Annotated in this window: 8 protein-coding genes; 2 read left to right on the top strand and 6 right to left on the bottom strand. The window is 77.1% G+C overall.

Annotated elements, in window-relative coordinates; all coding sequences use genetic code 11:
- Window positions 1-16 precede the first annotated feature (16 nt).
- Together AB0J08_RS19440 and AB0J08_RS19445 are read right to left on the bottom strand one after the other, a co-directional pair.
- On the bottom strand, window positions 17-3,076 hold the full coding sequence (locus tag AB0J08_RS19440; RefSeq protein ID WP_360635197.1) for an AfsR/SARP family transcriptional regulator: 3,060 nt from the start codon (window positions 3,074-3,076) through the stop codon (window positions 17-19).
- A 609-nt stretch (window positions 3,077-3,685) separates the two neighbouring features.
- The gene (locus tag AB0J08_RS19445; RefSeq protein WP_360635200.1) at window positions 3,686-4,867 is read right to left on the bottom strand and encodes a MinD/ParA family protein; all 1,182 of its coding nucleotides are present in this window, start codon (window positions 4,865-4,867) and stop codon (window positions 3,686-3,688) included.
- 223 nt (window positions 4,868-5,090) lie between these two features.
- Between AB0J08_RS19445 and AB0J08_RS19450 the strand changes: the two genes are divergently transcribed.
- Both AB0J08_RS19450 and AB0J08_RS19455 read left to right on the top strand, forming a co-directional pair.
- Window positions 5,091-5,897 carry a hypothetical protein gene (locus AB0J08_RS19450; protein ID WP_360635203.1) on the top strand — a complete coding sequence of 269 codons (807 nt, stop codon included), beginning with the start codon at window positions 5,091-5,093 and terminating at the stop codon, window positions 5,895-5,897.
- 134 nt (window positions 5,898-6,031) lie between these two features.
- Window positions 6,032-7,312 carry a hypothetical protein gene (locus AB0J08_RS19455; RefSeq protein WP_360635205.1) on the top strand — a complete coding sequence of 427 codons (1,281 nt, stop codon included), beginning with the start codon at window positions 6,032-6,034 and terminating at the stop codon, window positions 7,310-7,312.
- A gap of 119 nt (window positions 7,313-7,431) precedes the next feature.
- Here the strand turns inward: AB0J08_RS19455 and AB0J08_RS19460 are convergent, their stop codons facing one another.
- From AB0J08_RS19460 to eccCa, 4 genes are all read right to left on the bottom strand, one after another.
- A complete protein-coding gene (locus tag AB0J08_RS19460; protein ID WP_360635208.1) occupies window positions 7,432-9,318 on the bottom strand; it encodes an acyl-CoA dehydrogenase in 1,887 nt (628 codons plus the stop codon).
- 106 nt (window positions 9,319-9,424) lie between these two features.
- Window positions 9,425-10,438 carry a chitosanase gene (locus tag AB0J08_RS19465; protein WP_360635211.1) on the bottom strand — a complete coding sequence of 338 codons (1,014 nt, stop codon included), beginning with the start codon at window positions 10,436-10,438 and terminating at the stop codon, window positions 9,425-9,427.
- A gap of 89 nt (window positions 10,439-10,527) precedes the next feature.
- Entirely contained in the window at window positions 10,528-13,743 is a 3,216-nt protein-coding gene (locus tag AB0J08_RS19470; RefSeq protein ID WP_360635214.1) for a hypothetical protein, read from the bottom strand.
- 220 nt (window positions 13,744-13,963) lie between these two features.
- Complete coding sequence (gene eccCa / locus AB0J08_RS19475) at window positions 13,964-18,079, bottom strand: type VII secretion protein EccCa (protein WP_360635250.1); 4,116 nt, start codon at window positions 18,077-18,079, stop codon at window positions 13,964-13,966.
- Window positions 18,080-18,227 lie beyond the last annotated feature (148 nt).

Consider the following 18,227-nt stretch of genomic DNA (forward strand, 5'->3'; position numbering starts at 1 on the left):
GCGCGACCGACCGGACCTACGCCTCGCCGCCGGAGCGCGGTCGCGGTCCCGGCTGCCCGGCGGCGCCCGCACGGCCCGTGGCCGACCGGTACGCCCCGGGCAGGCACGCCCTTCGCACCGTCGTCAGCCGCCGATGGCCGCCGGCCTCCGGTCGGTAGGGGCTCGTGCCGCAGGGACTCCCGCGGTCGCCCGTCCGGCGCCGGCACGCGCCGGCCGCGGTCGCTAACGCCCTCCGGACGGACGGCGCCACGGTGACGGCGCCGCTCAGCGCGGCCAGCCGGCGCTCCAACTGCCGGACGAAGCCGGCGTCGCCGAGCCGCTCGTACAGGCGGAGCGCGGAGCGCAGGTGCGCGGTGGCCTCCGCCGACCGGTCGGCGTCGAGCAGGAAGTCGGCGTAGTGGCGCTCCGCCACGGCCTGCAGATGGACGGCGCCCGCGGCGCGACAGCGCTCCATGGTCTCCCGCCAGGTCCGTTCGGCCTCGGCCGGGCGGCGGAGCTGCTGGAGCGCGTGCGCCTCGTTCACCATGGCGGACAGGTGGTACGTCGCCTGCGGGTGCTCGGCGAGCAGCGCCCGGGCCTCGCGGGCGCGGCGCAGCGCCTGCCCGGCGTCCCCCGCGAAGCCGTGCAGGGCGGCGGTGTTGCTGAGCGCGAACGGCGCGTGTTCGGCGAGGCCGTGCGCGTCGGCCAGGGCGATCGCCCGCTCGCCCAGCCGGACCGCCTCGCCGTGCTCGCCGCGGGCCGCGTTGGCCACCGCCAGCACCGTGACGGCGTGCACATGGACGCTGCCGCCGGTGTCCTCGGTGCGGGCGACGGCCGCCAGCGCCAGCCGGTGGGCCTCCTCCGCCCGCCCGATGCCGCTCAGCGCGCGGGCCGTCGAGGCCTCCATCGAGGCGACGGCGGCCGGATCGCCGGTCAGCAGTGCCGACCTCAGCCCCGCCCGCAGGCAGGCCAGCCGGTCCGTGCGGCGGCCGGCGCCGTAGTAGAGGCAGTTGGCCAGGTAGGCCAGCCGCCAGGCGCGCTGGTGGTCACCGAGGTCGGCCGCCGAGGTGACCAGGCCGCGGATGGTGGGTTCCTCGGCGCGGAACCAGTCCAGCGCGGAGCGCACGTCGGGCAGTCGCGGCCGGGCCGGGCCGGGCACCGGCGGCGGGCCGAAGGAGTCCAGGCCGGGCTGGAGCAGGCCGGCGCCGTGCGCGGCGGCCGCCAGGAAGTGGTCGACCAGCGCCCGGGTGGCGTCGGTGCGGTCCGACGCCGGGCGCTCGTCGAGGAGTTCGGCGCCGTAGAGCCGGATCAGATCGTGCCGGCGGTAGCGGCCCGGGGTGTCCTCGGTGAGCAGGTGGTGGGCGGCCAGCGAGCCGAGGGCCCGCCGGGCCTCAGTGGTGTCGGTGTGCAGCAGGGCGGCGGCCGCGTGTGCGTCGGCCTCCGGGCCCGGGTGCGTGGCGAGCAGGGCGAGCAGGTGGACGGCCGTGGCGGAGAGCCGGCGGACCGTCAGGCCCAGCGCGCTGCGCACGCTGATCGCACCCTGGGTGTCCAGGGTCTGCAACCGGGTGCGCTCGTCGGCGAGTTCGGGCACGAGGTCGGCGACCGCCCAGCCGGGCTGGGCGGCCAGCCGGGCGGCGGCGATCCGCAGCGCGAGCGGCAGGCGGTCGCAGAGCTCGGCGACCTTGGCGGCGGCCTCCGGTTCGGCGCTCACCCGGGCCCGGGTGAGCAGGTGCTCCAGCAGGCCCAGCGCGTCCTCGGCCGGCAGCGCGCCGAGCCGCAGCAGGGCGGCGCCCTCGGTGACCACGACGTCCTCCAGCGAGCTGCGGCTGGTGATCACGGTGGCGCAGTCGGGCCCGCTGGGCAGCAGGTCGGCTACGTCCTCGGCGTCGCCGGCGTTGTCCAGCACGACCAGCAGCCGGCGCCCACGGCTCAGCGCCCGGTAGAGCGCGGCCCGGGCGTAGCGGTCCTCCGGCAGCTCGCGCTCCTCGACGCCCAGGGCGCGCAGGAACCGGCCCAGGACGTCGGCCGGTTCGGTGCGGTGACCCGGACCGAAGCCGTTCAGGTCGGCGAAGAGCTGGCCGTCGGGGAAGGCGTCGGCCGCGGCGTGCGCCCACTGCACCACGGTCGCGGTCTTGCCCGCGCCCGCCGGGCCGACCACGACGGCCAGGCTGCCGCTGCGGCGCTGCCCGCCGCACTCGGCGTCCAGCCAGCGCTGTTCGGCCACCCGGCCGACGAACCCGGCGGCCCGGCGCGGGAGTTGGCTCACGCCCGGGCGGGGGGCCGGCGGGCGCGGTGCGGCAGGTGCGGGGGGTGCGGCAGGTGCGGGTGGCGCGGCAGGTGCGGCACCGGCCGGGGCCCGGTCGGCGGCGAGCATGTCGTCCACGGCCGACTGCAGCGCGCGGCCCGGGGGGACGCCCAGCTCCTCGGCGAGCCGGCGCCGGGCGCGGTGGTAGGCGCTGAGCGCGTCGGCGAACCGGCCGGCCTGGTGCAGGCAGCGGACCAGCAGGGCGGCGAGCGGCTCGTGGAGGCCGTCGGCCTCGGTGGCGCGTTCGAGTTCGGGAACGGCGTCGCCGCCCCGGCCGAGCCGCAGGAGGCGCTCGGTCCAGCACTCCAGCGCGCGGGTGCGGTGCCGGTCGAGCCGGTCGGCGACGGCGTGCCGCAGATCGGTCTCGGGCAGGTTGGCCAGAGCCGCGGCGCCGTGCCAGAGATCCAGGGCTTCGCGCAGCAGCCTGGCGGCGGGCTCGTCGCCCTCCGGTGCGCACTCCCCGGCCGCGCGGGCGGCGAGCCGCTCGAAGAGCAGCGCGTCCACCAGCTCGGCCGGGCCGTCGAGGCGGTAGCCGGGCGTGCGGGTCAGCAGGGTGAAGGGGGAGTCGGCGATCTGCTTGCGAAGCGCGGCGATGTGCCCCTGCAGCGCCGCCCGGGCCTGGGCGGGCGGGTCCTCGCCCCAGAGCAGCTCGAAGAGCCGCTCGACCGGGACGATCCGGCCGAGTTCGAGCGCCAGCAGGGCCAGGACGGCGCACCGCTTGGCGCCGGCCGGCTCGACGGCGCGACCGTCGGCGGCCCGCAGTTCCACCGGCCCCAGCAGTCGAATGAACACAGATCCCCCCAGGTAGAAGCGGATCGTCCCAGCTTTCCGTCCACATCTCGGCCGCAGTCTAGCCACGCCCGGCGGGCGGCTCGGGCCGCCCGGCAGGCGGCTGTACGTCGTCGAAGCAATCCGGCTCCGAGTGGCGTCGGCGGCTCGATCCGTGCTGCGCCGACCGGCGTACGGCCGCCGTTCGGGGGGAGTTTACTGACGTGAGGTCAGATGTTTACGGGCGCTCGTGGCGCTCGGGGACGCCCGGTGGACAGATCCGTCTGACGCGTTCGTGCCATGTGCGCGGCCGGGTCGTGGTTCGGCGGCGGAGGCGGGGGCGCGGATCCGTCAGGTCATCGGGCGGCCCGCCCCGGGGGAGGCGGCGTGGCCGGGCGATCGGGTGTCCGGCGGCGCGCAGCACCCGAACCGGGCGGGGCCGGTCGGCGCTCCGGTGCGGGGGTACATGGGCATACCAGGTATGCACTCAGGGGCATGCCGGTCTGCCTGAAAGGGCATACCTTTCGGGCAGCCTTTCGGCAGGTCGCAGGGGCCGCGAGGGGCGCTGCCCGCCAGTCGGCGGGGGCCGGGTGGCGGGGGCGGATCCGCTCGGGGCGGACCGGGCCCGTAGGTTCACCAGCCGGTGGGTCGACCCGCCCGCCACAGATCGTCACCGATCAGCGCCGCCAGCTCGCGGACCGCCCTGCGGGTCCGGTGGCCGAGCCGCCCCGGCTCGAACTCCGCACCGGCGGCGAGGTGCTCGTCGAACGGCAGCTCCACCACGCCCCGGCAGCGGGTGCCGAAGTAGGCCCGCAGATCGGCGGAGTTGACCAGCCGCCCGGCCCCGCGGACCGCCGAGATCGCGGTGACGGAGCGTTCGGCCAGCTGCCCGTACCCGTGCGCGTGCAGCCAGTCGAGGGTCGCGGCGGCACTGCCCGCGCCGTCCACGCTCGGCGTGGTGGCGAGGATCAGCTGGTCGGCCAGGTCCAGGACCCCGCGCATCGGCCCGTCGAGCAGCCCCGTGCCGCAGTCGGTCAGCGTGAGCGGATACCGCTCGGCGAGCACGGACAGGACGGCGCGGTAGTCGGCCTCGTCGAGCGGCCGGCCCGCCCCCGGGTACGGCGGGCCGGCCAGGACGGCCAGCCCGGTGGGGGTCGGGGCGAGGTAGGACCCGGGGTCGACGCCCGCCGGGCCGCCGTCGCGCAGCGCCGCCGCGAGCTCGGCGGTACCGGCCGGGGCCGCCGGGCGGATGCGCCGGGCCGGCGAGTTCGGGTGGGTTCCCACGTCCACCGCGGCCACCGGCTCGCCGCGCTCGGTGGCGAGCATCGCCCCCAGCGCGAGCACCAGCGAGGTCTTGCCGACGCCGCCCTTGGCACTGATCACGGCGATCCGGCAACTGCCGTGCAGCGGGGACCGGATGCGGCGCAGCTGCTCGCGGCCCCGGCGCTCGCCGGTGCGCAGCACGTCCAGCACGTTGCGTCGCTGCTCCGCCCCGGGGCGCGGCGCGGCCGCGGTCGCGGGGGGCGTGGCGGTGGGGATCGCGACGGGCGGGATCGCGGCGGTGGGGAGTGCGGGGAGCGGGGCGAGGGGTGGCGGCGTGCTCGGGAGCGGCGGAACGGCGGTGGCGGTGACGGGCGGTGCGGCGGGCGCCACGGCGGGGCCGGCCGGTGCGGTGGCCGGCCGGCCCGCGGCAACCGGAGCGGGCGTGGTCGCGGGTGGCGGGGCGGGAGCGAGTCGTGGCAGTAGGACGGTGCCGAAGGCGTCGAGCGCCGCCGCCGGGGCGGAGCGGTAAGCGGTGTCGGGGGCGGCGGTCATGGCGGGTCCTCCTTGCGGCACGGGCTGCGGTCGCACTGTCCACTCCGCTCTACGGCTCGTCGCCGCGCCGCAGTTCAGCGGCCGGTTCGACCCCCGGGCCGGGCCCCGGGCCCGCCCGGCGGGAGCTGAACCGGACGCCGCCGCGCCGCCGTAGAGGGAATGCGGGGCCCCGCGGCCGCCGGCCCCGGGCGACACGTCCTGCGGGACCTCAAGGAGATGAGCGATGAAGCACGTTCGAGCGGCCCTTGTGACCGGAAGCGCCGTCGTGGCACTCGCCGCGGCCGGCACCGGGACGGCGCTGGCCTGGCAGCCCGCGGACGCCTCACTGAGCGTCGGTTGCCGCACCGAGGCGGGGCGGGTCGAGCTGGTCCTGGGCAACGACTACCGCGCCGCCGGCGAGTACACGCTGACCAGGGTCGGCAGCGACGAGAAGTACCACGGCACGGTGGAGGCCCACGGAACGGTGAAGGTGACGGTCGGCTACACCGGCAAGGGGGACACCTGGCGCTACCGGCTGGCCGACACCCAGGTGGAGAAGCGGGTCGCGGACGTGCCGCTCTGCGTCACGCCGACGCCGACGCCGACGCCCACGCCGACCCCGACCCCCACGCCGACCCCGACCCCCACGCCGACGCCGACCCCGACCCCGACACCCACGCCGACCCCCGCACCGAGCGGCACGCCCACGCCGAGCGGCACGCCGAGCAAGCCGACGACGCCGCCGCCGGCCGCCACGCCCAGCGGCACCCCGAGCAAGCCGACGACGCCGCCGCCCGGCACCCGGCCGTCCGAGCGTCCGACGCCCTCGGCGTCCGTGCCGTCCTCGCCCGCCGCCTCTCCGAGCCGCGCCGCCTCCCCGAGCCCCTCCGTCTCGTCGTCCGCCACGACGGTGCCCGTCACCACGGACCTCGCGCGCACCGGTGGCGGTGGCGGTGCGGGCCTGATCGCGGGCGTCGGCGGCGGCGCCGTCCTGATCGGCGGCGGCGTCCTGGTCGCGGCCCGGCTCCAGCACCGGCGACGCACCGCCTGAGGGAGGCCCGTCCGCTCCCGGACCTCCGGTGCCGCTGTGCCCCGGTCGTGCGGTGAACCCCGGGCATCCGACGAGCCGTCGAGCGAGGTGCGGGGTCGGTCGGCCCCGCACCCACCGACCTGGGGAGGACACCCGTGCTGCGGATGGACGGAGCATGGCGGATCACGGTGATCGGCAAGGACGCCGCCTTCGACCAGCGGGTGGTGGTGCGCACCCCGTACGGCGCGGTGGTGCTGCCGGGCCGGGTCGGGGCGTCGCTGGACGTGCCGGCGCAGGAGTGGGAGCTGCACCTGGAGCACCACGCCCCCGGACTCGGCTGGCGGCCCAACGTCCGGGTGCTGCCCGGCCCGTTGCAGGAGTCCGACGGTGGCCTGCGGACCAGGGTCGTGCGCAGCAAGGACGTGGACTGGGTCGACGGCGACCCGGCCGAGCGCAACTTCACGCTGCGGCTGGTCTGCCTGGAGGCCGGGGCGCCGCGGGAGGAGCCCGCCCAGGCACCGATCCCGGCCGCCACCCCGGTGGCCCGCACCTCCTCCGACCCCTACCTGGGCGCCTCCGCGCTCACCGGGACGGACCGGCGGGGGTACCGGACCGGGAGCGAGACCGAGCGGGGCGGCGAGCGGGAGGCCGAGCAGGGCGGCGCCGGTGCGGCGCCCGCCAGGTGGGAGCACGGCCCGTCGGCGTACGCCGAGCAGCGCACGGGCCAGGCGCCCGCCCGATGGGAGAACGCCCCGTCGACGCCCCCGCGGCCCGAGCGCGGCCCGGCGGCGCCCGCCGGTTCGGAGCCGGATCCGGCGGCGGACGCCCGGTTGAAGTCGCTGCCCCCGGTGCCCGAGGGGTGGGAGCGGGTTCCGGTGCCGTTGTCCGAGCTCGGCCCGGGAATGGTGCCCGCGATCCGGCGCAAGGCCGGCCAGGAACGGTCGCTCGGCCAGGAGCGGTCGCTCGGGCAGGCGGCGACCAGGGCGGTGCCGGCGCGCTGGCGGGCGGACCAGGGCGGGTCGGTCGAGCAGGACGCCGTCCGGGAGGTGCTCGCGGGGCGGGAGGCGACCGGCGGTGCGCCCGGCGGGCGGAAGGCCCTGCGCAATGTGGCGCCCCGGCAGGAGGCGGTTCGGGAGGAGGCGGCCCGGGAGGAGCCTGCGGAGCGGGCGGTACCGGCGGTGTGGAGCACCGGGCCGGAGCTGCCGGACGGTCAGGAGGCGTCCCGGGCCGTGCCGGTCGGGTACGAGGCCGTCCGGGGGGTGCCGGTCGGGCTGGACCGGGAGGCGCCCGCCGCTCGCAGGACGGTTCAGGGCGGCCCGGCCGATCCGGGGGTGTCCCGGCGGACGTCCGCCGGGCAGGAGGCCGTTCGGGCGGTTCCCGCGCAGGAGGCGGTCGCCGGCGAGGCCCCCGGCGGGCACCCGGCCCGGTCGTGGTGAGGCCTGGGCGCGGTTGAGACCCGCTCGCGGTGGAGGCCCGCGCCGCGTCGGCCGCGCCGACCTGCCCGCTGGACGGGTCGGCGCGGCAGCCAGGCGAGCGACGGCCGCCGGTCGGAGCGTCAGACCGGCCGGGCGGCGCCGTCGGCGAGGTTCCAGTGGGCCTGCGGGTGGTCGAAGACGCGCTGGTAGTCGGGGCCGGCGATCGGGATCGTGGCGAGGAACTCCTCGGGCAGGTCGAAGGCGTCCACCAGCTGACGCCCCCGGTCGGCCAGGCGGGCGACGGCCCGTTCGACCAGCTCGGGCAGCTCGCGTACCTGATCGGCCGTCAGCAGACCCTCGCTCAGCAGCGGGCCGCTCGCGACGCCGACCCGGCGCAGGGCGAAGACCCGGTACAGGTCGAGCAGCAGGCTGCGGGCCTGGGGGTCGGCGGCCTGCTCGGCGAGGGCGAGCAGGGCGGCGCCGGCGGTGCGTTCGGCGTACGCGGTGACGGCGGCCAGGGCGGCGGGCGAGGCGGTGTTCCAGCGGCGCAGGCCGTCGCCGGACGGGGCCTGCCGCAGCAGGGTGCGGGCGCGGCCGAGGTGCAGGTGCTCCGCCGCGTGCAGCAGGTGCTGGAGGACGGCCGGGTCGTCCGGACCGCCGTCGGGTGCGGCCGGGGGCGGGGCGGACGGCGCCAGCAGGAGTTCGGCGCCGGCCTTGGCCCAGAGAGCGAGGTTGTCGCCCTCGGCGGTGATCGTTCCCTCGACGTCCATGGCGAGCGGGGTGATCCCGTTGACCAGCAGCAGCCCCTGGGCGCCGCAGCGTTCGCGGCACTCGATGATCAGGCTCCGGGACTGCCAGGTGGTCCACCCCTTCGCGACGGCGACCTGGCGCTCGGCGGCGGCGACATCGGCCGGGTCGGTGGCGTCCCGGCCGGTCCAGCGCTCGACCGTGGCGCGGTGCAGCGCGGTCATGGCGTAGGCGGTCGCGGCCGCGTCCAGCAACGGGCCGTGGTGGCTGCGGTGGGCCCAGACCGGGATGCGGCGGTCCGCGCGGGCGCCGGTCACCTCGCGGTGGTGGGCGTAGCGGATCGCGACGGCCAGCGCCGAACGGGCGGCGCCGACGGCCGCGGCACTCATGCAGAGCTTGCCCAGGGTGACCCGGCCGATGCTGGTGAGGAACCGCTTCCGCTTGCTGCCGAGGGCGCTGGTGAAGGAGGCGTCGGGACCCAGCCGGCCGTGCTCGCCGGTCAACAGCGCCTCGTGGGGCAGCACGACCTCCTCGAAGGACGTCAGGCAGTGGTCCACCGGATTGCCGGGGCGCTGGGGCAGCGGGCGGACGGTGACGCCGGGCAGCGGGCCGGCGGCGTCGGTGAGCGGGGTGAGGAAGAGGAAGATCCCGTGGTCCCGGCCGTCGACCAGGAGGCGGGCGGCCACCACGGCGGACTTCGGCCCGCCGGCCGGACCGGTGTTCGGCATGAACTTCTGCGCGCCCGCGTCGGGGGTGTGCAGGGTGAAGGTGCGGGCGGTCCGGTCGTAGACGGCGGTGGTCCGCAGCGCGGTGGCGTCGTTGCCGTGGCCGAGCTCGGTGCAGAGGAAGGTGCCGACCCGCTCCATCGCGACGTACGGGGCCAACGGGCGCTTGTCGTGCGGGTCGTGGTCGAGCAGGCTGCCGAGGAACAGGTTGTAGTGGATGCCGGCGACGACGACCAACGCGCCGTCCAAGGGGCTCATCCATTCGTGCAGGGCGGTCAGCGCACGGGGGTCGGTGGCAAGGGCGGCGGCGTCGACGGCCTGGTTGATCCGCCGTAACCGCAGGTAGGAGGCGGCGATCCGGTCCGTGGTGCCGGCGGCGAGGTCGATCCGCATCAGGGGGTCGGCGAGGAGCTGCTGCCAGGGGGCGTGGATCCGCTCGCGGTCGGGGCCGAGGAGCAGCCGGGTGAGCTCGGTGGTGGTGGGATCGGCGGGCGGCGGCGGGCTGGGGTGCGGGTCGTCCGTGGGGGCGGTGCGACGGCCGGAAACGGTGGTCATGAGGTGATGAATGGGCGGCGTGCCGCCGGGGAAACGGCTTTGTGATCAAGCTCACCGCAGACGGCGGGCCTCCATCGGCGGCCCGCCGCCCTGCCGGTGTCCGGGGCTACTTGTCGATGTGGAAGGACTCGCCGTAGACCTTCCAGCTCAGCGGGGTGTGCAGGTCGAGGTTGCCGGCCTGGAGGAAGACGCGCTGGGCGGTGTCGATGCGGGAGGTGTCGGAGTGGGCGGCCTCGGTGCGCATGGCGGCGGCGCGGGCGTCCAGGAAGGCGGCCAGGTAGGCCTTCTCGTCGCCGCCCTGCGCCGGGGGCTTGGCCTTCTTGAGCGCGGCCGCGCGGATCCCGCCGAAGCTGGCGGCGCTGTTGCCGGGGCCGTGCATCACGATGGCGTCGTAGTAGGCGAACTGGCCGAGCGCGTGCAGGCCGTCGGCCTTGGCCTGGGTGACGGACGGGGTGAAGTAGACGCGGTCGCGCTCGTCCTCCTGGGCCTTGCGGAAGACCGGGTCCTGGGCCGCCTTCTTCCAGTCCGAGGTGAGGTCGGGGTCGAGGCCGTTGTGCGAGGCGGAGCCGTCCAGCTTCTCCAGGGCCGGGAGGTACTTGGCCAGGATGTTGTCGGGCTTCAACTCGCGGTAGTGGCGGACCATCTCGACCATGTCGCCGGTGCCGGAGCAGAAGCCGACGATGCCCGCGGTGTAGCCGCGGCCGTCCTTGATGTCCTCGATGTAGGCGAACTGGGCCTTCCAGTCGAGGGAGGAGTTCTCCGCGCTGGAGACGATCTGCTGGGCGATGTCCTTGAGGCGCGGGTCGGTGAGGTCGCCGGAGCCGGTCGTCGGGGGCTTGCTGCTCGACGAACCACTGGGTGAACCACTGGGTGAACCACTGGGCGACCCGCTGTGCGAGCCGCTCGGCGAACCGCTGGGCTTGGTGGGCGGCTTGGCCGCGGGCTGGGTGGTCCGGTGGGGGCGGCCGTGGTTCGCCGGAGCGGGCGGGGCGCCCGTGGTGGTGGGCGCGGCACTCGGCGGGGCGCTCGGGGACGCGGCGGCGGCCGGGATCACCGGGAGGGCGCCGGCCAACAGGAGGGCGGTCAGGGCGATTGGCAGCGGGGCGGGCCGGATCGGCATGGAGGCTCCGGGGTCGGGCGGCCGGATCGGCCGCGGATACGGCGGGCGAGCGGGTTCGTCTGGGGAACGGCCGCCGCCCGACGGCCGGTTCACGCACCGTCAGGAGAGGCGAGGAGCTCGACCCCCGGGGTGAGGTGGAAGCGCTCGGGCTCCTCGATCCGCCGGCGCTCCGCCGGGCCCAGCCGGTCCCGGCGGTCCAGCCACGACCGCAGACGGGTCAGGGCGCTGCGGTCGCGCTCGGCGGGGTCGGCGCCGATGGCGCCGGCGGACTCGCGCAGCAGGACGCGGGCGGGGCGGCCGGAGGGGTCGGCGGGGTCGGCGGGGACGACGGCGACGACGGTGAAGGTCGTGCCCGGGGCGAAGGTCACCCGCAGCTCCTCGGTGCCCGAGCCGAAGGCGGAGGTGCGCCGGCCGGTGGCCGACCAGACGACGAACTCGACGGCGGCGCCCGGGAGTTCGATGGCACTGGCGGTCAGGCCGGTGACCGGGGCGGGCTCCGTCAGCTGCTGCCCGACCGGGTAGTGGGCGAGCAGAGCCGCCGGGTCCGGGCCGGGCGGGGCGCAGAGCAGCACGGCGCCGTGGTGGCTGGGCAGACGGCGCAGGCCGGAGCCGAGGCAGCGCAGGAAGGGCGCGAGCTCCGGGTCGCAGGAGCGTGCGGCCGCGATCAACTCGGCGCGGCCGACCGGGACCCCGGCGTCGCCGTGGTGCAGCAGGACGGCGGCGAGGTCGGGCTTGATGTCGTCCTTGGAGGTGGAACGCAGCCCCGGCAGCCGGGTGGTGACCTGGTCGATCCGGCCGGAGCAGCGGTGGTAGTGCTCGCCGAGCAGCGTCCGGACGGCGTCCCGGTCGTCGGCGCCGCTGACGGCGACGGGGACGGGGCAGTTCTCCGGGCGCAGGGGGCGGGCCTGTACGGGGGCGGACGCCGGGGCGCCCTCCGGCTCCTCGGCGCGGTGCTCGACCGGTTCCGCGTCGGGCTCTTCGCCCGGGCCCCGGCCCGGATAACCGCCCTGATCCCCGCTCAGGCTCCCGCCCAGATCCCCGCCGGGCTCTTCGCCGGGCTCTCCGCCGGGCTCTTCGCCGGGCTCTTCGCCGGACGCCGAGGCGAGTGACTCGGTGGTGGGCGAGGTGTGCGGGGCGGGCCAGGTGAAGGCCGGCTCCTCGACGGGCGGTTCGGGGGCGGCCCCGGTGTGCGGGTCGGCGGCTGGGACGGTGGTCGGCTCGCCGGCCGGGCCGGGCCGGGGGTCGGTCTCCGCAGCGGTCGGTGCGGCGGCGGACGCGGGGCCGGCGCCGGAGGCCGGGGCTCCGGCGTGGGAGGCGGCGCCGTTCGGCGCCGAGGCCACCGGCGCGGGGAAGCCGAGGCCGCCGGGGCCACCGCTGGTCGCGGTCCGGGTGGGCGGACCCACCGGGCCCGGGAACGGCCCGGGGAACGGTCCGGGCGAGGCCGCGGCCAGGGGGTCTGCCCCGGGGTCGGCCATCGGTTCGGGCGCCGGGGCGGTCGAGGGGCCGGTCGAAGGGTCGGGCTCGGGAGTGGCGACCGAGGGAGCGGTGGCCGAGGGGTCGGCCGGGTCGGCGCCCAGCGGCCCGGTTCCGGGGGGCGCCGCCCCGGTGGAGACCGTCGAGGCGGTCGGGACGGCCACGGCCGAGGGGACGGCCAGCGGTCCGGACAGTGCCGGCGGCTGGGCCACCTGGGGCGCCGCGACGGCGGCCGGCGCGGACTGCGGCACGGCTCCGACCCCCGGCCGGGCCCCCGGGAGGCCGCCGATGCCGTACGACACCGCCGCCACGCCCGGTACGGAACCGGCGGGCTGCTCGGGGCCGAGCCAGTCCAGGTCGTGCATCCGGGCGATGAAGCGGGCGATCCGCTCGGTGGCCGGCTCCAGCAGCCCGTGCACCAGCAGCCCGAACCCCTCGGTGCCGGAGGACGGCAGGAGGTCGAGCAGACGGCCCAGCTCCTCGAAGACATCGGCCTCGACCGGCCGGTCCCGCTCGCCGACGATCAGCAGCGGACGCGCCGCCTCGGGCCGGCGGAAGCGCGGGGTGAGGACGTGCGGCGGCTCGGGCCGCAGCCAGAGACCGGCCGGGACGGCCTCCAGCGCCCAGTACGGGAACGCCTCGAAGACACCTGGTCCGCCGGTGCGCCAGGACGCGCCGCCGTTGCGCCAGGCGGCCGGCGCGGTGCCCTGGCCGGGAGCCGCGGCGAGTCGCAGCAGGTACGGCTCCCAGCGGGCCTGGCCGTGCGCGTCGAGGATGCGGGAGGTGGGGCCGCCGGGGCCGAGCACGGGGAGGCCGATCGCGGCGTTCACGGGGCGGGCCAGCCGGGCCGACAGCGCCCCGGTGAGGGCGGCGAGTTCGTCGGGGGCGGCCCAGGGCGCGCTGACCAGCAGCCGGGCGGTGTCGACGGGCAGGCCGACCACGGCCTCGGCGAAGTCCTCGGGCAGCAGGACGGGCAGCGCCGGCGTGCCGACGACCAGGACCACGGTGCCGGGCGGCGCGCCGGCCAGCCCGAGGCCCGGGAGCGGGCCGGCGGGCGGGGCGGACGGGTGGGTGAGCCAGAAGCCGGCGGGCAGTCGCAGTACGTGCACGGCCGGGCGGTGGCGGGGGGCGGCGGGGCTCTCGGCCGGGAGGTGCCCGGGCAGTCCGGCGGGCGAGACCGCCAGGGCGGTGGAGGCCGGTTCGATCGGGGCGGTGGCGCCGATCGTCTCGCGGACCCGGCGCGGTGCGGTGCCGGGCGCGCAGTGCCACCAGGCGGCGGCCTCGGCGACGCCGTCGGGCGCGGTGACCTTGAGGTTGCCGTCCGGGGTGATCTCCACCAGGCCGTCCGGCGCGATCACCGGCAGGCCGGCCCGGTCGGCGACGACCTCGGCCGGCCGGCGGCCGTTGGGGGCGAGCGCGGCGAGGCCGGAGGCGGCGAGCACCAGCGTGGCGGCGCCGCGCGAGCGGGCGATGACGCCGAGGTCGGCCATCCGGTCCCGCAGGACGGGCGCCGAGTCGGGTGCGGCGGCGACCACGACGATGCTGCCCGGCACCGGTCGCAGGGTGCCGACGGCCGCCGACAGTTCGTCGTCCCCGGCGGTGGAGGGGGCGATGACGAAGTGCGGGCCGACCGGGCGCAGCTCGGAGCGGACGACGGCCGGGGCCGCCGCCGGGGCCGCCGCCGAGGGGGCGGCGACCGCCGGTGCCGGGGCGGCGGGGCCCGGGGTGCCGGGGCCGGCGGGCAGCGCGGCGACCGCGCCGCGCCGGCGGCCGAACCGGCGGCGCGGCGCGGCCGGGTCGCTGGAGGGCAGGCCGAGGCGGGAGAGACTCATCGTCGGGGTATACGGGCGCGGCCCGGCCGCCGGTTCAGCCGCCGGTCCGGAGGGGCCGCCGGCCCGGTCCCCGCGTTCCTGCCGTCCTCCCCGCCGCCGTCCCTGGTCCCGCCGTCCCTGGTCCCGTCGTACCGTCCCGCCCCGCCGCTCCGGCCGTTCGCCGCACCTGTACGGGCCGGGCGGGTCGGGCGGGCCGGGCGGCCCGTACCGGCCCTGCGGTTCACGCCGCCGATCCGGCGTCCCCGCCGTCCCCGCCGTCCTCGCCGGCCGGCTCCGGCATCAGGCCGGTCTGCACCTGGACGGTCCGGCGCCGGGTGATGTGCAGCGCGCGCCCGGGCGGCAGTTGGCGCGGCTTGACGCTGCCGAACAGGGTGCCCTCGCTCGGCGGGCAGGAGAGCAGGGTGACCGGGGTGTTGACCTCCTGGAGTCGGCGCAGCAGCTGGTCGGAGTAGGCGCGCCCGATGCCGTTGGCGGAGCGGGCCACGATCAGGTGCAGCCCGAGTTCGGCGCCCTGGGCGAGGTGGTCGAGGACCGGACCGAACGGGCTGCTGCCGACCTGGCTGGGGATCAGGTCGTAGTCGTCGACGATGATGAACAGCTCCGGCCCCGTCCACCAGTCGCGCAGTCGCAGCCGGGCCGGGGTGATCTCCTCGCCGGGCAGCCGGGCCTCCATGGCGCGGGCCGCTCCGGTGACGACCTGCCGGAGCACGTCCACGGCGACGGCGTAGCCGAGCCGGTACTCCTCCGGGACGCTGTCGTACAGCCCGCGCCGGAAGTCGACGAGCATGATCCGGGCTTCGGCGGGGGTGTAGGCGGAGGTGATGGCGGAGACCATCAGGCGCAGCAGGTTGGTCTTGCCGCTCTCGCTGTCGCCCACCACCAGCAGGTGGGGGGACTCCTCGAAGTCGTGCCAGAGCGGGGAGATCGCGGTGTCCTCCAGGCCGATGGCGACCCGCAGCCGGCCCTCGGGCGCGGGCAGCGTGGCGGCGTCGAGCTGGAGCGGCAGCATCCGGACCTCGGGCGCGCGGGGGCCGGTCCAGTGCTCGTTGACGGCGTCGACCAGGTCCTCGACGCCGTCCGTGAGGCTCTCGCTGTCGCCGACGCCGTCGATCCGGGGCAGCGCGGTGAGGAAGTGCAGCCGGTCCTGGGTGAGGCCGCGGCCGGGGACGCGGGGGACGGTCTCGGCGGCCCGCATGTTGATCATGGAGTCGATCGGGTCGCCGAGCCGCAGCTCGAAGCGGGTGCCGAGCTGGTCGCGCAGCCCGCTGGAGATCTCGCCCCACCGGGCGGCGGTGACCATCAGGTGCAGGCCGTAGTTGAGGCCGCGTCCGGCGATCAGGGTGAGGGCGGGCAGGAAGTCCATGAACTCCTGGCGCAGCGTGTTCCAGCCATCGACCACCAGGAACACGTCGCCGTGGCGGTCGTCGGCCAGCGCCGGGTCCCCGGCGGCCCGGCGGCGCCGGAAGGTGGCCATCGAGTCGATGCCCAGCTGGGCGAAGGCCTGCTCGCGGCGGGCGATGACGGCGTTGACCTCGGCCAGCGTGCGGCCGACCCGCTCCGGCTCGTGCCGCCCGGTGACACCGCCGACGTGCGGCAGCCCGCGCAGCGCGGAGAGGGTGCCACCGCCGAAGTCCAGGCAGTAGAACTGCACCTCGTGCGGCGTGTGGGTGAGGGCCAGACCGGTGATCAGGGCGCGCAGCATGGTGCTCTTGCCGCTCTGCGGACCGCCCGCGATGCCGACGTGGCCGCCGGCGGCCGAGAGGTCGGCGGTGAGCAGGTCGCGCATCTGCTGGAAGGGGCGGTCCACCACGCCGACCGGAACGACCAGGGTGCCGACGGCCGGGCGGCCGTCGGGCGCCAGGCCGTGGTGCGGCGACGGCGCGAGCGGCGGCAGCAGCTCGTCCAGGGTGGGCGGCGTCTCCAGCGGCGGCAGCCAGACCGTGTGGGCGGGCGGGCCGACGTCGAGCATCCGCTCGGCCGCGAGGTCCAGCAGGGTGGCGGTGTTCTCCTCCTCCGCGGCCAGGCGGGCCGCCTCGGCCGCGACCGCCTCCGGGTCGGGCCGGCGCGGCGCGGTGTACTCGGTGCCGTAGGGGACGATCTGGCCGGCCGCCGCGGCCTGCTGGGCCGCCCCGCGCCGGCGCCGGTACGGCCCGGAGACGTACGCCGCCTTGAACCGGGTGAGGGTGGCGATGTCGCTGCGCAGGATGCCGTTGCCGGGCTGGGAGGGCAGCTGGTAGGCGTCCGGCACGCCGAGCACGCCGCGGCTCTCCATCGCGGAGAAGGTGCGCAGACCGATCCGGTACGACAGGTGGGACTCCAGGGCGTGCATCCGGCCCTCGTCGAGGCGCTGCGAGGCGAGCAGCAGGTGGACGCCGAGCGAGCGGCCGAGTCGGCCGATCATGATGAAGAGGTCCATGAAGTCGCGGTGCGCGGAGAGCAGTTCGCTGAACTCGTCGACCACGATGAACAGCGTCGGCAGCGGGTCGAGCTGGACGCCGCCCGCCCGGGCGGTCTCGTAGTCCAGCAGCGAGCTGTAGTTGCCGGCCGAGCGGAGCAGCTCCTGGCGGCGGTTCAGCTCGCCGTGAAGGGCGTCGCGCATCCGGTCGACCAGGGCGGCCTCGTCCGCCAGGTTGGTGATCACCGCCGAGGTGTGCGGGAGTTCGTCCAGACCGAGGAAGGTGGCACCGCCCTTGAAGTCCACCAGGACGAAGTTGAGCGTCTCGGAGGAGTGGGTCAGGGCGAGTGCCAGCACCAGGGTGCGCAGCAGCTCGGACTTGCCGGAGCCGGTGGCGCCGATCAGCATCCCGTGCGGGCCCATGCCGCCCTGGGCGGACTCCTTGAGGTCCAGCTCGACGGGGTTGCCGTCCGCGCCGACGCCGATCGGCACCCGCAGCCGCTGCCCGCGCGGGCGGTCCGCCCAGCTGCGGGCGACGTCGTGCTGGTAGAGGTCGTTGACGCCCAGCAGCGAGGTGAGGTCGAAGTCGGTGCTGAGCGGCTCGGAGGCGTCACGCGAGTCGCCCAGCCGGTACGGGGACATCACCGTGGCGAAGCGGCGGGCGGCCGGGAGGAGCAGGGTGTCCGGGCGGCCGAGCGGGGTGACCTCGTCACGCCGGTTGCGGTCGGCGGCTACCAGGTCGAGCTGGTCGCCGGCGATCCGCAGCCGCAGCCGGAACGGCGCGTGCTGCCACTCGACGGCCCCGGAGAGGTCCAGCAGGACGGCGTTGCGGTAGCCCGCGAGCAGGGCCCGGCTGCTGCTGGGCAGCTTGACCCCGTCCAGGACGATCAGCGTGAACGGCTCGTCCCGGCCGGGCTGGGCGTCCGGCTCGTAGGGCGGGCGGTCGGTGAACTCGGGGCCCAGCAGCTGCTCCAGTTCCAGCACCGAGTCGGCGACCAGGCGCACCGGCCCGGCGCCGTCCGTCTCGGTGGGGTGCAGGGCGTGCGGCAGCCACTTCAGCCACGCCCAGTGCTCGCGCAGCTCGGGGGAGACGGCGGCGGCGACGCGCAGTTCGTCCGGGGCGTGGAAGAAGGCGAGCTGGGCGATCATCGCGCGAGCCAGGGCGCGGGCCGGCTCGGGATCGGCCGGCGCGCCGGCGGCGTCCGGGTCGGTGGCAGGGTCGGACGCGGGGGCGCCGATCGTGGCGCCGATCAGGCCGCCGGGGCCCGCCGTCTCCGGTTCGCCGGAGGAGGCCGCGCCGGCCGGGGCGCCCTCCTCCCCGGGGTGCTCGCAGCGCAGCAGGATGTGGGCGTAACCGCGCACGTGGACGGCGATCGGCTGGTCGGCGATCGAACCGTACGCGTGGATGAACCGGCGCAGTGCGTGCGCGCACAGCGGTTCCAGGTCCTCCACCGGCTGGGTGGCCAGCGGCGCCAGCTTGACCGCCAGGCGCTGGGCGCCGGTGGCGATCCGCACGTCGCCGAAGTCAGGGTGGGCCGCGCGCCGCTCCCACAGCCGCGAGGTGCGCACCAGCGAGCCGAGCGCGGTCGGGTCGGGGTGGCGCCAGGCCAGCGCCTGCCGCTGGTTCACGATGTGGCGGCGGACCTGGCGGCGCATCTGGGAGAGGTAGCGCAGGTAGTCCCGGCGCTCGCCGCGCAGCTGGCGCTTGCGGTCGCTGGCGCCGCGGATCAGCTGGGTCACCAGCATGCCGACGGCGGACAGGCCCATCATGCCCATGGCCACGTACTGGAGCGGCCCGCCGCTGGACTGCGGGTTGAGGAAGATCATCACCATCGAGAGCGAGCTGAGCGCCATCGGCGCCATCGCGATCACGTTGGACATGCCGCTCTGCTGCTCCGGCAGGACCGGCGGCTCCTGCAACTGGAGCTCGCCGTCCGGCATCGCCGGTCCGGGGCGCCGGGGCGGACGGTCGACCAGGACCACGCTCAACGGGGGTTCTCCTCTCGCGGCGCCGGTGACGCCGCTGGTGGCGATGGGCCCGGCGGCTCGGGCCGCGCCGCACTCAGGCGTACGGCCCGCGGGGCCCCGG

This window comes from Kitasatospora sp. NPDC050463 (genome assembly GCF_040655255.1).
In the GTDB taxonomy this organism is placed as follows: domain Bacteria; phylum Actinomycetota; class Actinomycetes; order Streptomycetales; family Streptomycetaceae; genus Kitasatospora.